A 15721-nucleotide genomic window follows, 5' to 3' on the forward strand; every position below is an offset into this window, starting at 1 on the left:
CTACTAATGTGTTTACTAGTTCAATTTAATGTCTACTATATAAAAACGAACTTTACAACATTCGCTAATTCACATTCATACTTTCTTCTAAAATTTTACTTATAAGTTGACCGCGAACATTACGTCCTTTTCTACTAGCAGTACCTTGATGTGTATAATAATAATATTGAGCAAACATATTTTTAGATACATCTTCTTTCTTATTTATATGTAGTTCTTCTTCTAAAGATTTTAAAGCATGAGCTAAAGTTTGCTCTTGAGGTAAATAACCATACTTGTTTTTAATTTTTATTAATTCAACCATTAAAGTAAACAAACTAGACTTCTTTATCCACAAACTATCTGGAGGGAGATTAGACTCAATAATTAATTTAGATGCTTCGTTAAAATTATTAGACATCAACTCTTTATTTGGATATTCATTATTATATTTTTCTACATAGGTCTTTACCTCTTTATCACTAGTAAAATAACCACCTTCTTCTATTGTTGACATAATTAGCAATACATATTCCAGGTCTTTCATACGAGAAAATTCACCTTCACTAAAGACCTCTAAACTAGTAAAAAGAGCATTATTTTCTAGAATATCTTTAGCAGTTGTGATGAACTCTCCTTCGTATAATGAATTGCTAATTTCAATTGCATTTAGTGCGTATTGTACAGAGTTTATTCTCTTAAAAACTTCTCTAATTTCACTTTCAGGAATTCTTCCTAAATCTCTAACGACAACTGTATAATCAAAAAAATCTGTTTTTTCTTGTGTAGACAATTTTTCAAACTTACTGATATTTTTGATAGTGAATTCTGGTGATGCTGTGACATATTGGTAGATTGTACTTAATCTTTGTTGACCATCTACGACAAGTGTTTTTGATGTTTGAATATCAAGATCGATTTCACCATCAGCTAGATATATTTCAGGGAAAGGAAGTTTTAATAAAATTGTTTCTATAAATTTTTCTTTATGTGCATCATTCCATACAAGCTTTCTTTGAAAAGATGGAGCAAGTATTAAAGTACCAGTTTTCATCATGTTGAATAAATCTAAAACTTTTTTATTAGTTGCAATACCATTTTTGCTCATTTTAAACTTCCTCCTGTCTCAGTTTTTTGATATTCTGCATATGATATTTTTCAAATAGAGCGGAATTATAATAAATACCCCCTGCTATTTTTTGGGGTGTATATTTATAAGAGATTGATTTAAAATACTCAAACCACTCATTTGTACGAGAATATTTAAATGGAAATAAATCTGGTCTTAGCCACCCTTTAAAAAAATATTTTAAAAACTTTTTATACCTTTGTTCTTCTCTATCAGTTCTAGATACTAAACTTATGTCGAAATCATATAACTCTGACCAAAATTTTTCAAAAATTTCTCTAGATATAATAGCTATATCTATATCTGATTCTTCAGAGAACAAATTCCATAATTTACTTGGAGCTATACTAAATCCTAATTTAGCTGAACCAACCATCAGTACACATTCTGGTCTTTCTTCAAAATAAGTAGCGATTTCATGTTTGAGGTCAAAATATTTACCTTCATCATCTTTAAAAACATAAGGTGTACCATGTATTATATATTTTTGAACAATTAATTTTTCTGTTAGAGAGTAATCACGTAATGCTGCTTGGAATATATCAATCTTTTGATTAATATGGCTTTGGTCAATTATTAAAGTCTGCCACATAGAGTATTTTATTTAATTAACATAACTTGAGCCAAGTTTTTATAGCTAAAAATACATATATTAAATGCTAAAAATTACTAAGTCAATAAGTGTATATACTTGAATAAATGGTGATTTGATTTTTTAGCTTTGTTAGTCCGAACAAAAGACAACAGAAGTTACAAACTGTTAATAGTCACAGAATACAATCGGATAATTAAAATAGGTATTTTCACAAAAAGGCGATCACACTACACTCACCAATTGCGTAGGCGTAACCCGTCGTAGACATCGCCTTTTGTTACCCTACCTCAAGCTGTTGTTTCAAAATTACGGCAGGAAAATCAGCCAGGACTCATACACAAAGCTGTACATCTTGGTAGCATTGAGTGAAGTATCCGTCAGCAAGGGAGCGAGGGCGATGTATGCAACCGTCACACAACCACTGACTTTTGAAGAGTTTCTTGCCTGGGACGATGGTTCAGGCAGAGAGTTTGAGCTATTGGATGGGATTCCCGTGCCATTATCAGAACCAAATGCAAATCATGAGGATTTGATCGAGCGACTGTGTGCCTACTTAGAAAATCACTGCCAAGAAAATGACCTGCCTTATGTGTCGCGTCAGTCCAAGCAGGTTCGGCTCAAAACAGCACCAGGAGAAAAAGAAAAAAGCCGGAAAGCAGATATTGTCATATTTGCAAGAGTTGAATGGCAGAGAATGAAAACTAGCTCTAGTTCTGCTGCTGCATATATTCCACCACCCGGAATCATTGAAGTCGTTAGCAACAACTGGAAGGACGACTATCTGACAAAACTTGCTGAATATGAGGACTTGGGCGTTTTCGAGTACATCATTGTAGACTATGCTGCTTTTGGTGGCATTCGGTTCATTGGCTCTCCCAAGCAGCCAACCATTACAATCTACCAACTTGAAGATGGAGAGTATTTACCCCCAAAGGTATTTCGAGGACAGGATCGAATTGATTCTAGATTGTTTTTGAACATTCCCTTAACAGCTGAACAGATTTTTGCAATGAGTCGCTGATTAGCGAAGAAATTTCTTCTAGTCGTCTTCTTGCCACATTTGATGCCCGATCGCTCTTAAAATTGGAGGAGCGATCGATTTTGTTTTAAGATGGAATCAGAAATCGGATACAGAAAAGGTTGCTTCTATGGATTATCCCAACCTCAGCCGCGAAGAAATTGCTCAACGTGGCGAAAAACTTTACCAGCAGAGTATCCGTACCCAAGTCGAAACAGCAGAAAATATCGGCAAAATCATTGCAATCAATATCACTACAGGTGATTACGAAATAGATGACGATTTAATTGTGGCTTGTCATCGGCTGCAAACCAAACAGCCAAACGCAATCATTTGGACAGAGCGAATTGGCTATGATGCTGTTTATGCAGTCGGTGGTACATTGGTTAGGACAGCACTGTGATACATGGGACAGTTGTTGGGCTTCAGGCAACTATAAGTATCACTATTTGTCGTTTGGGGCGTGCAGAAGTAGAAATTGAATGTGTTGTCGATACAGGATTTGAAGGGTTTTTAACCTTGCCATCTACGGTAGTCACAGACCTGGATTTACCTTACGTTGCGCCAATCAAAGCGAATCTTGCGGACAATTCTCGGATCATAACCAATGTTCATCAAGCCACTATCTTGTGGAATCGCGCAGAACGCATCATCCCAGTTTTAGCGATGGGTCGTCGTCCCCTAATTGGCACAGCACTCCTGCAAGATTATCATCTCAGCATCGATTTTTGTGAGGGAGGGACAGTGCTGGTAGATGATATTATGTAAAAAAATCCCTATGACCTGCTATTAGTCAAGGTCTTAGGGATTTCTTTGCTTACGGGACTGGTGCGGCTCGAACGCACGACCTGACGCTTAGGAGGCGTCCGCTCTATCCAACTGAGCTACAACCCCAACTCTGAAGCATATATAATTATAGCAGTACTTTTACCGAGACTGCCAAAAATTATCCCAACTGCCGCCGCCGACTTCTAAACCACAAAGAAAACTTTCTGCTTTTAGGATTATTTTAGATTTTCTCTCACTTACTTCTCGTAACTCTAAATTTAACTTTCCTTGCATGGTGTCTTTGCAACAGTATCTTAAACCATCCTCTGTGGGCGCACGCAGAGGTGTACCAGGTAAATCTGTAGTTCCTGTCAATTCAATTTCATAATTAGAGTTGGTAGCTTTCATTTGCCATCTACCCCAAGGCTGAATTTCCCAATCTACTTGTGAATTCCAGGGAACAAATTCATAAAACTTGCCTTGATAGTGCAACCCAATCATCGCTACAGATTCCATCCACCACAATACACCCCGCCGTCCACCGCCAGCAGTTAATGCTAAATCGGGTTCGCCTTCAAAGCAATTACAATTTATCCAAAACCATTTCTGAGGAAAAGCACCACCCCAATTTTTCTCGCCGTAGGCTGGGGCGTTGGTGAATTCGTAAATCTTACCATTCCAGTCAATTTTTCCACTGGCTAAACCGTGAGCCATCAAAATTTGCCACCCAGGTTCAAAAATCTGCAAGAATGATACCCAGCCTGCGGTTGATTGCTGAATGCTATTTTTATTACCCCAACCGTATACAGGTTGAATTTCATACTGCCAACGGCAATAATTATTGCTGGCGCGATCGCAAATCACTCCTTGATTCAAGCTGGCTGTAGCTTGATAACCCTCTTGAACATGATGCTCAAACTCTGCTGGAAGCAAGTATAGAGGAGAAATTTGCAAATCTGTTTTACCCCAATGACCTAAACCCAAGACATCTCGACTACCCCAAAATTTATTCACATCAGGAAAAGTACGACATAAATACTCATCATCGGGGCCGAGAATTTGGGCTGCACCGCCACTGTGGGGTTTACCGCCAATGGGATCTTCTATTGAGTACATAAAGGCGAATGTTTGCCCAATTTCCGGTAAAGTGATGCGGTAATACCAGCCTTCAAAAAAGCGGCGACTACTACCATCCCAGTGATAACCAGAATGGGGCGTTTGAGTTGATTGGAGGAGATTTAGGGGAATAGTTAACATATATCTATATAGTTGCCGATTTTTTCAGTATGCGCGATGACCTCGATCTCAATCATGCTTATGAAATTCTTGGGTTGGAACCGGGTGCATCACAAGCACAAGTAAAGCGAGCTTACCGTCAACTGGTGAAAATTTGGCATCCCGATCGCTTTCTTGAGCAAAAGCAAAAACAGGAAGCTGAGGAAAAAATCAAATCAATCAACTCAGCTTACAACAAGCTCAAATCTGAAAGTCCATCTGAGCCTCCCACTTCTGAAAATCCACCTTCATCTTCGCCTACAAATCCCCCAAAAATATCTGTCAATCGTTGGGATGCTGAAACTTTCTATACTTTAGGAGTAGAGAATGCTACACAAGGAAGATATGAGGATGCGATCGCAGATTTTACCCATGCAATTCGTCTCAATCCTCACTATGTTGAGGCGTATAAATATCGTGGGCTAGTTTGCTCTCAACTGGGATACGAATATAGAGCCGCTTCCGATTTAAATAAAGCTGCACAAATAGAAGAATTAAGAAATCCGGGTGCTACAAGGAGAGTGCGAATCGCCTAGATATGTATCCAAACCTAGACCTCTATTAGAAAGATTTTGTCAGGGGATTAAAAAGATATTGCGGCTAAATCGGCGTTGGAGATGAGAAGTTGCGTAGAATACATATCGGACAAGCATTGCTCATCAACTTAACGTAAAAGCCATGTCCCGCAAGGAACTGAAGTTCCTTGCTAATAGCTCAAGTCATCTAAAGATGACTAAAAATATAGTCAAAAATCTTTAGTCTACTTGAGTAGACTTTAGCTAAAAGCCAAAGAACTTTAGTTCTAGGCGGGTAAGGAAGCTAACAGTTAAGCTACTTTTAGCTTAAGTTGACACGTATGAGCAATGCTGTGCCCCTACTGCGTGTTGCTTTAGACGACCACACATACCTAGAGTTCAAGAATACTTATATTGGGGAATACTAAGTGTAGTAATATTTGCTGCTGATTTTTTAGTATTCCTAGTATGAGCGATCGCGTCGATATAAATCATGTTTACAATATTCTGGGGTTAAAACCAGATGCATCTGTTGATGAAGTCAAGCAAGCTTATCGCCAGATGGCTAAGACTTGGCATCCAGATTGTTTTCTCGAACCGCAGCAAAAGCAAGAAGCGGAAGAAAAAATCAAAGAAATCAATCAAGCTTATGCAAGATTAAAGTCTTATCAGCCAGATGAGACAAATAAATCTGCTTCCACTTCTACCAAAATTGATTTCACTCCATCTAATGCTGAAAGTTTCTACAAACTAGGCATGGAGAAAGCTCAAAGAGGAAAATATAGTGAAGCAATTGAAGACTTTACCCAAGCGATTCGTCTTAACCCTAACTACTTTGAAGCATATAAATACCGAGGGCTTGCTTGCTCGAAACTAGGATATGAAAATAGAGCCGAGTCAGATTTTAGAAATTCTATACGACTGGAACTGAAACAGAAAAAAGCAGCACCCAAACCTACATCACCACCGCCAAAGCCAGCAACGCCGCCACCACCACCCAAACCTACATCACCACCGCCAAAGCCAGCAACGCCGCCACCACCTAAATCAGAGTCTCAACCTTCACCCTGGAAATGTGTACACACTCTGACTCATCTGAACTGGGTTTTTACAACTGCAATCAGTCCAGATGGGCAAACTTTGGCTAGTGGAAGTAGTGATAATACTATCAAGATTTGGCATCTCGACACAGGGAAATTACTACATACTCTCACTGGACATACAAAATGGGTAAGATGCCTAGCCTTTAGCCCAGATAACCAAACTCTGATTAGCGGCAGTGATGATAGCAGCATAATAATTTGGCAAGTGTCTACAGGTAAATTACTCAAGACGCTCAAAGTACATTCGACTCCAGTTTTTTCTGTAATCATTAGTCCAGATGGTCAAACTATCCTGAGTGGCGGTACAGATACTACTATCAAGGTTTCTCATATAGAGATGGGACAATTACTGCAAGTCCTCAAAGGTCATTCTGCCTTGGTTTACTCCCTTGCTATTTGCCCAAAGCAACAGATTTTTATCAGTGGCGGTGCGGATAATACCATTAAGCTGTGGAATTTAAAAAGTAGGAAACTGCTGCAAACTCTCAACGGGCATTCAGGCTGGGTGACTTGTGTCGCCATTAGCCCTGATGGACAAATTTTAGCTAGTAGCAGTTATGACCAGACTATCAAGTTATGGAATATCAATACAGGTAAGCTAATTAACACACTTGCTGGACATCACAGCTATGTTTGGTCTGTTGCTTTTAGCCCCGATGGTCAGCATCTTGTTAGTGGTAGCGCAGACTATACTATAAAGTTATGGCACATTGGCACTGAACAAGAACTTTACACGCTGGGCAACCATTCGGATTGGGTTAACTCCGTCGCTTTCAGTCCCGATGGCAAAACTTTGGTTAGTGGTAGCCGAGACATGAAAATCAAGCTTTGGCGATGTGATATCTAACCGCAAACCGAAAGACGCTTTAGACGGCAACACATACCTAGAGTTAAAGAATCTTGTACTTGGGAATACTAAATAAAGTTAGATTTACTGCTGATTTATTTAGTATTCTTAAATATGCAACGCCTAATATCTGTACGCACTCTCAAAGGTCATTCAAATAAGGTAATGTCTGTCGTCTTCAGTCCTGATGGGCAGACTTTCGCAAGTGGTAGTGATGACAAAACCATAAAAATTTGGCATTTAACTAACCAGGAACCACGCACCCTGAATGGACATGGAGAATCTTCTTGGTCTGGAGGGGTAAATTCTGTTGCTTTCAGCCCTAATGGTAAGATTCTAGCCAGTGCTAGTGATGACAAAACTATTAAATTGTGGGAAGTTCTAACAGGGAATGAAATCTGTACCTTCACAGGACATGAAGAAAAGGTTTACTCTGTTGCCTTTAGCGCGGATGGAAAAACTTTAGCCAGTGGCAGTAAAGACAAGACGATCCAACTTTGGTCAATAGAGACAGGAAAGAAAGTAAACACACTCAAAGGGCATTCAGATGACGTTTTATCCATTGCTTTCAGCCCAGATGGAAAAACTTTAGCCAGTGCTGGTGCTGGTAATGACAAAACCATCAAGATTTGGCATTTAGATAAACACAAAGTCCTAACTCTCACGGGACATTCCGATTGGTTTGGAGGGATAAATTCGGTTGCTTTCAACCCAAATGGCAAGATGTTAGCAAGTGGTAGTTGGGACAAGACAATTAAATTATGGCACGTAGAAAGCGGTCAAGAACTCCGTACCCTAACTGGGCATTCTGATCATGTTTGTTCTGTCGCTTTTAGCCCCAATGGCAAAATTATAGCTAGCGGTAGTAAAGACAAAACGATCAAGTTATGGCAGCTAGATACAGGCAATGAACTCTGTACTTTTTCAGGATCTGAAGATGCGGTTTATTCCGTTGCCTTTAGCCCAGATGGTAAGACGCTGGCTAGTGGCAGTGGGGATAAAACTATTACCTTATTCCCCGTTAGCAAGGCTGCCATTCTTTTCTAAATGGCCTATAAAAATAAATCTATTCAAGTTTATTAAAAATTTAGATAACTTAAGAAAATTACTAGATTTTTTATTAATCCATCACCTAACAGTTTAATAACATCTATCTTTGGGATAATCTTTCTTTCGATTAAGTATTAACTCCCTGGAGATAGAGCCACTTGTCTAATCTCAGAGGTTATTCTGATAATTACCAACAGTTGAGTAGCAAATAAAACTCAATATTTATCAGCAACATAAATTTTTAAGCTCATTAAAACCTCTTGTTCTTACAAAACTTTAGTTTGTCAAAATCATATCGAGGAGTGAAATCAACAGCTATGTCTATTCCCAATGAACGCGAAATCAAAAACAGTGAAGTTAAGCAAGAATCTTACACTGATATTAATGGTAATATTCACACTGACTTAACCCGAACTACTGAAACAGTCAAGAACAGCACAGCCAATCCTAACTCTTACACTAACGGTTATGTACAAGGTCGAAATACCGAACGTAACTACCAGCAAGCTGATTTAGCCGAGCGTGACAATAACAATGCTAGTCGTGGTTTGCTGTTGGGTATTATCGTTACTTCCGTACTTGGTTTGATTATAGGTGGGGTTTGGTACTTCAACCAGCAGAATAACGCAGCCGTTGACAATACTGTGCCGGTCGTGGTTCCTGTACCAAGTAGTAGTCCAACTCCTAGTGCTGCTCCTCAAACAAAAACAACGATAATCGAAAGAACTAGGGAAGTACCTGTTCCTGTTGCTGTTCCTGTTCCTGTTCCACAACAGCAGGTTACACCTCCATCTGCACCTCGCCAACCGGATATTAACATTACTATTCCACCCCAGCAGCCTGCGGCAGAAAAAGCGCCTTCTGTAATCCAGCCAACCCCTAAAGCTACACAAAGTCCAACTACTAATACAGTTGCGCCAGGTATCAAAAGTGATACCTCTAAAACTACTCCACCTCAAGGAGTAGACCAGTCAAACAGTACATCTAATAGCGGTTCTTCTACCGCAGATGATACTACTACAGGCGGTTCTGCTCAATAACGGCTTCTGAATCAGCCCACTTGATAATGCTGGCATTAACGCCAACATCTAACAAGTGGGAATATTCTTAAGAAAGATTTCTGAATTGTTGCGAAAAGTTAATGGTACTCAAGTTTAGTAAAGGTGTCTTGTAGCTAAAGAAACATGATGTTAGATTAAGAGCAAGGTACAAACAGGTTAAGAGTTAAACAAAAACTTTCCAGTTAGAGCCTGTACCTCCTGCTCTAATGTTCTTGCGATCGCTCTTTAAGTTGTGGCATCCATTGAATGTGTTTTCGCCTTAAGTTCAATGAGTTGTTTTGGAGGTTTTAAAACGCACTGCCAGAAAATGCCTGCCTAATTGGAATGTAAGGATGTGCAATTCTGAGTAGAGCGATCGCGAATGTTGTCCACCTTAGTTTGAGTTAGTTACTTCTGAATTCTCCAATCTTCAAGAAACCGCCCCAAGCTGCTGATATTTATCCACCGTAGCTTCAGGCGGTTTCTGCTTTGAGTGTTAGGCATTTTTGTCATTTGTCCTTTGTTATTTAGACCAATGACCAATGACCAATGACTAATGACCAACTAAGGTAATTACAGTCACTTCTGGCGGACAAAATAAACGTCCTGGTTTATAAGTTCCTAAGCCTCGATTGACATATAGTTGATTTTCTTCGACCTTGTGAAACCCTTGCGCCCACTCCCAATATCGCACGACTTTAGAACAGTCTCCCAAGAAAAATGTTACCCAACGCCGTAATTTTTTGGGAATTGTTTTGAGTAGTTTTTTATAATAAAATACTACAGGGCCAATGCCTGGAATTACGATGTGACCACCGTGGGTATGACCAGATAGTTGCAAATCTACCCGCCATTGTTGCAATATCTTAGCTGTATCTGGGTTATGGGATAAAACGATGCGGGGTGTAACCGAGTCTAATTGATTCATGACTGGTGCAGGGTAGAATTCCCGTGACCAATAATCAGCGAGTCCTACCAATGGTAATTCTTTTCCTAGTGGATAGGCGATTTCATTCCAAAGCACATGCACCCCAATGCTAGTTAACGCCTGTGTAACTTCTGCTTTTGAGTGACTGTAATAGATATCGTGATTACCAAGTACGGCGTAGATACCACACCGACTTTGCAGATGTTTGAGTCGATGCACCAATTGGTGAATCGGCGTCGGATCGTCAGTTACGTAGTCACCAGTTAATAAAATTAAATCTGGTTCAGCTTCGTTAGTAAGTGCGATCGCTTTTTCTAACATATCTTCCGACAACCGCAAACCATCGTAGTGAAAATCTGACAACTGCACTAGCGTTGTACCTTGTAAAGATGCTGGAAGTTCCGCAATCTTAACCGTGATTTTATCTACTCTTAAATGTCCCGTAAACAACCAATGCATAAGGCAACCGATACTCCTCATACCAGCGTTTACAGCTTACCAAAAATCAAAATGTAACTTGAGAAACTGCAACAATTTATGTCACATACTCCAGATCAAATTAACTAATTGATTTAAATCCTGAGACTAAACTAAGCAGCACTTGCTTGAATCAAAGCAGGTACTCATTAGCCAGAATACCTGCTATGATTCAGTTCTGCAATTTTAGAATTTGGATTACTTACTCGCCCTGTAGGGTGATCATAGTAACTTCTGGGCGGCAAAATAAGCGTCCTGGGAGGTAAGTTCCCAAACCACGATTGACATATAGCTGATTTTTTCCGAGATGATGAAAACCCTGTGCCCATTCCCAATGGCTGACTACAGAAACATTTTCTGACAAAAATGGAAATCGATGCTGCACTTTTTTGGGTAGTTTTTCTGTAAGCTTTTCATAAATAAGCATCGCAGGGCCAATTCCAGGAATCACGATTTGACCACCGTGAGTATGACCAGATAATTGTAAGTCAACTCGCCATGCTTGCAGTATCTCCGCAGTATCTGGGTTGTGGGATAAAACGATGCGGGGTGTGTCGGGGTTTAGTTGATTCATAACTGGTACAGGATTAAATTCCTGTGACCAATAATCAGCTAGTCCTACCAATGGTAATTCTTTTCCTAGTGGATAGGCAATTTCGTTCCAAAGTACATGAATTCCAATGCTAGTAAGGGCATCGGTAACTTCTGCTTTTGCGTTTTTGTAATGTATATCGTGATTGCCAAGAATAGCATAGATACCACTGCGACTTTGCAGATGTTTGAGTCGAAGTATCAGTTGGTGAATCGGCGCGGGATCGTCAGTTACGTAGTCACCTGTTAACAAAATTAAATCTGGTTTAGCTTCGTTAGTAACTGCGATCGCTTTTTCTAACATATCTTCCGATAGCCGCAAACCATCATAGTGAAAATCTGACAACTGCACCAGCTTCTGACCTTGTAACGATGCAGGCAAGCCTGTAATGTTAACCGTCAATTTCTCTATACTCAACGGCCCAGATAACAACCAATGCATAAGACGTTCACTAAAGCTCAATCATAGCGCTAACAGCTTAACGAAACATCCTCGATTTGTGTGTAGAGATCAGTACAACTTATTGAAAATTTCATGAAAATTAAGCAAAAGCCTGAAAACTAGTGGTCTGTCCCAAAAATTTTGAAGGGTTATAAAAGTTCGTAGTAAGGACTTTAGTCCTTGATTTGAGCGATAAATCGCTCACTACAAACCCTTCATAACTAATGGGACAGACCACTAGTAGTCCGTTCCATTAATTTTGATGAGTTTGTAGTAAGCACTTCAGTGCTTAAAAATCTAGGACTAAAGTCCTGATTACGAACTTTTCAGCCCTAGTAACTAATGAGACAGACCACTAGTGCTCTGTCTCATTAATTCTGATTGATTAGTTTGTTACCAAAACCCTGTAGAGACGCGAAATTTCGCGTCTCTACAACCCCGCAAAATTAATGAGACAGACCACTAGACATAGCAAAACTTTTCAGCCTAAATTGCCCTTTCTTACACAGATATTCGATTCAGCCCCAATAAGAAACCCCCTCTGCTTTCGTCGTAGTAAAGTCATTACAACGCAGAGGGGTTTCATTTTTTATTTTTGTATAGTGTATGGGCAGATTTTAAAGATAATGCTGGCAAAAACCAGTTTCTCTGATGTTGTGTTTATTCTAACCTGCCTACTCAGTTGAGCCTAGTAAAGTACAGCGTAAATAACACACCCATTAAAAATGGCCAAAAAGTCTACCCTATAAGCTTTTTGACTTTTGACTTCCTGCGGTACTAGTCCCAATCGGGAATCTGGGCATCTTCTCCACCAACCCCGATTCCAGTGTTAAAGATTTCGGCATCAGTGAGATTGAGATCATTCATTGATGCTTTATACACATTAGAATCGTGAATCGTAGCGCGAGTAAAATTGACACCGTTGAGATTGGTTTGCTTCAAATTCACATTGGTTACATAAGCTGATGTTAGGTTAGCACCTGCCAAGTTTGCACCAGTTAAGTCAGCACCTTCGAGGTTAGCCCCTACAAGGTTGGCTCCTTGGAGCTTCGAGCCTCTTAAGTCAGCACCAATTAAATGAGCGCCACTGAGGTTAGCTCCTGATAGATTACAGTTGATACATTCCCCAGTTGAAAGCAGCTTTTGTAAGTCCTGCGGATTCTCGGCTCTAACCAAGCTAATGAAAAATAGGGGAGTTGCTAAGGCCATGGCCGCTAATAGCTGGAGTTTCATAATTTTCCCCCTTAAATAATCAAGTTGCGTCCGTTCTATCCCTCACAATTCTATTATCTCATTAAACTTCCTGAGGTCAATCTATCTCTTGACAACTTAGTTGTGATATGAGAAAGGAATAACGGTAATCTAAAAATGCCGTTAATTCTGATTTTTGGCGATTTTTACTTGACAATCCCTAAAAAACTGCCAATGTTAAATCACTGTTAAATCTTTTTAAAAGCTTGCACTACTCGCCATAATTTGGCTACTTTGATAAGTATTTATACTTTTTAGTAAATACTGTTAGTTTTAGTCCTCAGAAATTCTCGCATATACTGATTAACCAATTCAGGTTGTTCTTGTTGCACCCAATGGCCGCAATTGGGTATGTACTTGATTTGAAAGTCTCTCACATAGGCTGCGGTATCGTAGGTTAGTTCCTTGCCGAGTGCAGTGTCATTTTCTCCCCAAATCATCAGTGTTCGCACTTCCAGAACGCCCCAACTTGGATTTAGCATTCTCTGTTGAAAAATATTGCGGTAGTAGTTCAACATTGCTGTGAGGGCACCGCGTTTTGCAGCAGCATTTTTATAAGCGTCTATATCCGCTTGGGTGAAAGCATTCTTATTAACTGCTGTACCTGTAAAAGCTGTTTCAATTGCTTGGTAGTCGGAAGATTGTAAAAGTAATTCTGGTATCCACGGGAGTTGAAAGAGGAATATATAGTTGCTACGTAGCAACTGTTGGGGAGTGCGTAAACCTTGAGCAAATTTGGCAGGATGAGGCAGGTTAAGAATAGTTAATTGTTCTAACATTTCGGGGTGAGTATATGCAAAATTCCAAGCGATCGCACCTCCCCAATCATGTCCAACTAATACACATTTTTGGTATCCTAATCCTTTAATTACTCCCTCAACATCTTTGATAAACTCATGCATTACATAAGCTGATTGCTCATTTGGTTTATCACTATCGTTGTAGCCACGCAAATCAAGGGCGACGACTTTAAAATCTTGGGCAAATTCTGGTATTTGATGCCGCCAAGAGTACCAAAACTCAGGAAACCCATGCAACATCAACATTAACGGGCCTTCACCTTGGGTAACGTAGTGTAGTTTTACCCCATTGGTAGTTATATATTCGTGTTTCCAAGTCAGTTCTGTTACAGTCATCTGTTGTATTTTTTGTTGGTGGTATTCATTATGTGTAATATTTTTAATCAAAACATCTGCTGGGAGATACAGCAGATTGCGCTCTATAGCGGTTCCCATTCAAATAAGGGGCTTCCAAGTAAAAAAATATTCCATTGCTATTGTTCACTGTTGACCGTTGACGGTTCACGAGTTTTCAGTCAACAGTCAACAGTCAACAGTCAACGACTTGAATGTGGAATAATTTATTTTTTGGAGTTCCCTAAGGTACAAAATTATATCGCAAGGTGTAGGGGCACGGCAGTGCCGTGCCCCTACGAGTGTACGTCACGCTTGCCGGCAAACCCTATAATCGAATACACCTAGAGACGTGAAGAAAAGAAAGAGAAGCTTTCAGGTATGATTTAGGACTGCTATATCAAGTGGATAACATAATTATTTGATACACAAATGGGCACGATAGAAACCCGTGGTATTTGGCTGACTACTACTGATAGTAAGGTTCTCAGGTCAAAGCAACGCATTGCTGAGGCGATGGATTTGCTTGCCGAGACGGGTTTTAATGTGGTGTTTCCCGTTGTTTGGAATAAGGCAGTAACTTTATATCCTAGTCAAACAATGCAGCAGACATTTGGAGTCGAAATTGACCCTATGTCTCTAGGCCGTGACCCTTTAGAAGAAGTGGTGGTTGAGGCGCGGCGAGTTGGATTAAAAGTTATTCCTTGGTTTGAATACGGTTTTGCCAGTTCTTACAATTTGAATGGTGGTGTACTTTTACAGAAAAAACCGGAATGGACTGCGCGCGATCGCAACGGCAATTTACTGAAGAAAAACGGCTTTGAATGGTTAAATGCACTGGATTCACAGGTGCAAGAATTCTTTTTGAACTTGGTGCTGGAAGTTGTAAAGACTTATGATGTGGATGGTGTTCAAGGAGACGATCGCTTCCCTGCATTCCCCTCTGAAGGTGGCTATGATGAGGGAACTGTAGGACTTTATCATCAACAATTCGATCGCAATCCGCCACAGAACCCCAAGGATAGACAATGGTTACAGTGGCGTGCAGATATTCTCACTGGATTTTTGGCGAATCTCTACCAGGAAGTAAAAGCGGTGAATCCTAATTTATTAGTAGCGATCGCACCTAACATTCATGATTGGGCATTCCAGGAATATCTGCAAGACTCGCCCACATGGCTGAAGCGGGGAATAGTTGATATGATTCAGCCGCAGATTTACCGCCGTGACTTTGGGAGTTATTGTGCGATCGCTGATAAACTAGTAAACCAGCGGTTCACAGATGCAACGTTGCCGAAGTTAGCACCGGGAATACTGATGAAACTTGGCAGTTATTGTATTAGTCCAGAATATTTGGTGCAGGCAATTGAATACAACCGTCAACTTGACATTCAAGGAGAAGTATTCTTTTTTTACGAAGGTTTGCGCGAAAATAACAATAACCTAGCTAAAGTTTTGCGAAATGGGCCTTATGCTAAGTCTGCATCATTTCCCACTCTGTCAGATTTGAGTGCGGGTGCTGTGAGTAGCAAGAGGACATCTTCTATTTGGCAACGGTTGTTAAAAAAGATTTTTTAAGG

General features: G+C 39.9%; 16 protein-coding genes and 1 tRNA gene. 9 read left to right on the forward strand and 8 right to left on the reverse strand.

Going from position 1 to position 15721, the window contains the following annotated elements; genetic code table 11:
* Positions 1–64 precede the first annotated feature (64 nt).
* Positions 65–1087: a DUF262 domain-containing protein gene (locus D1367_RS14045; protein ID WP_118167000.1), complete on the reverse strand. Its 1023-nt coding sequence runs from the start codon at positions 1085–1087 to the stop codon at positions 65–67.
* 1 nt (position 1088) lies between these two features.
* A complete protein-coding gene (locus D1367_RS14050) occupies positions 1089–1700 on the reverse strand; it encodes a hypothetical protein (RefSeq protein ID WP_118167001.1) in 612 nt (203 codons plus the stop codon).
* Positions 1701–2064: 364 nt separating this feature from the next.
* Here D1367_RS14050 and D1367_RS14055 point away from each other — a divergent pair, with 364 nt between their 5' ends.
* From D1367_RS14055 to D1367_RS14065, 3 genes are all read left to right on the forward strand, one after another.
* Positions 2065–2724 (forward strand): Uma2 family endonuclease, encoded by a 660-nt coding sequence (locus tag D1367_RS14055; RefSeq protein WP_244945006.1) that lies wholly within the window; start codon positions 2065–2067, stop codon positions 2722–2724.
* Positions 2725–2851: 127 nt separating this feature from the next.
* The gene (locus D1367_RS14060; RefSeq protein ID WP_118167003.1) at positions 2852–3124 is read left to right on the forward strand and encodes a hypothetical protein; all 273 of its coding nucleotides are present in this window, start codon (positions 2852–2854) and stop codon (positions 3122–3124) included.
* Complete coding sequence (locus D1367_RS14065) at positions 3121–3489, forward strand: clan AA aspartic protease (RefSeq protein WP_118167004.1); 369 nt, start codon at positions 3121–3123, stop codon at positions 3487–3489. The genes D1367_RS14060 and D1367_RS14065 overlap by 4 nt, the downstream gene beginning before the upstream one ends.
* Before the next feature lie 52 nt (positions 3490–3541).
* Here D1367_RS14065 and D1367_RS14070 read toward each other — a convergent pair.
* Positions 3542–3615, reverse strand: a tRNA-Arg gene (locus D1367_RS14070).
* Positions 3616–3648: 33 nt separating this feature from the next.
* Positions 3649–4746, reverse strand: a complete 1098-nt coding sequence (locus D1367_RS14075) for a tocopherol cyclase family protein (protein ID WP_118167005.1) — start codon at positions 4744–4746, stop codon at positions 3649–3651.
* 29 nt (positions 4747–4775) lie between these two features.
* On the opposite strand from D1367_RS14075, the gene D1367_RS14080 reads away from it, so the two are divergent.
* The 4 genes from D1367_RS14080 to D1367_RS14095 all read left to right on the forward strand — a co-directional run bounded on the left by D1367_RS14080 (position 4776) and on the right by D1367_RS14095 (position 9319).
* Entirely contained in the window at positions 4776–5300 is a 525-nt protein-coding gene (locus tag D1367_RS14080; protein ID WP_244945007.1) for a J domain-containing protein, read from the forward strand.
* 447 nt (positions 5301–5747) lie between these two features.
* Positions 5748–7229, forward strand: coding sequence for a WD40 domain-containing protein (locus D1367_RS14085; protein WP_118167006.1), 1482 nt, complete (start codon positions 5748–5750; stop codon positions 7227–7229).
* 114 nt (positions 7230–7343) lie between these two features.
* Positions 7344–8276, forward strand: a complete 933-nt coding sequence (locus D1367_RS14090; protein ID WP_118167007.1) for a WD40 repeat domain-containing protein — start codon at positions 7344–7346, stop codon at positions 8274–8276.
* A 320-nt stretch (positions 8277–8596) separates the two neighbouring features.
* Positions 8597–9319 carry a hypothetical protein gene (locus D1367_RS14095; RefSeq protein WP_118167008.1) on the forward strand — a complete coding sequence of 241 codons (723 nt, stop codon included), beginning with the start codon at positions 8597–8599 and terminating at the stop codon, positions 9317–9319.
* Positions 9320–9872: 553 nt separating this feature from the next.
* On the opposite strand, the gene D1367_RS14100 is transcribed toward D1367_RS14095, so the two are convergent.
* The 4 genes from D1367_RS14100 to D1367_RS14115 form a co-directional block, all read right to left on the reverse strand.
* The gene (locus tag D1367_RS14100; RefSeq protein WP_118167009.1) at positions 9873–10706 is read right to left on the reverse strand and encodes a metallophosphoesterase; all 834 of its coding nucleotides are present in this window, start codon (positions 10704–10706) and stop codon (positions 9873–9875) included.
* Positions 10707–10926: 220 nt separating this feature from the next.
* Positions 10927–11757, reverse strand: a complete 831-nt coding sequence (locus D1367_RS14105; RefSeq protein ID WP_118167010.1) for a metallophosphoesterase — start codon at positions 11755–11757, stop codon at positions 10927–10929.
* A 777-nt stretch (positions 11758–12534) separates the two neighbouring features.
* A complete protein-coding gene (locus D1367_RS14110; protein ID WP_118167011.1) occupies positions 12535–12990 on the reverse strand; it encodes a pentapeptide repeat-containing protein in 456 nt (151 codons plus the stop codon).
* 272 nt (positions 12991–13262) lie between these two features.
* Positions 13263–14144, reverse strand: a complete 882-nt coding sequence (locus D1367_RS14115; RefSeq protein ID WP_118171427.1) for an alpha/beta fold hydrolase — start codon at positions 14142–14144, stop codon at positions 13263–13265.
* A 150-nt stretch (positions 14145–14294) separates the two neighbouring features.
* On the opposite strand from D1367_RS14115, the gene D1367_RS31790 reads away from it, so the two are divergent.
* Both D1367_RS31790 and D1367_RS14120 read left to right on the forward strand, forming a co-directional pair.
* Positions 14295–14489 carry a hypothetical protein gene (locus D1367_RS31790; RefSeq protein WP_220451037.1) on the forward strand — a complete coding sequence of 65 codons (195 nt, stop codon included), beginning with the start codon at positions 14295–14297 and terminating at the stop codon, positions 14487–14489.
* A gap of 84 nt (positions 14490–14573) precedes the next feature.
* Positions 14574–15719 (forward strand): glycoside hydrolase family 10-like protein, encoded by a 1146-nt coding sequence (locus tag D1367_RS14120; protein ID WP_118167012.1) that lies wholly within the window; start codon positions 14574–14576, stop codon positions 15717–15719.
* Positions 15720–15721 lie beyond the last annotated feature (2 nt).

It is taken from the genome of Nostoc sphaeroides (genome assembly GCF_003443655.1).
Classification (GTDB): Bacteria; Cyanobacteriota; Cyanobacteriia; order Cyanobacteriales; family Nostocaceae; genus Nostoc; species Nostoc sphaeroides.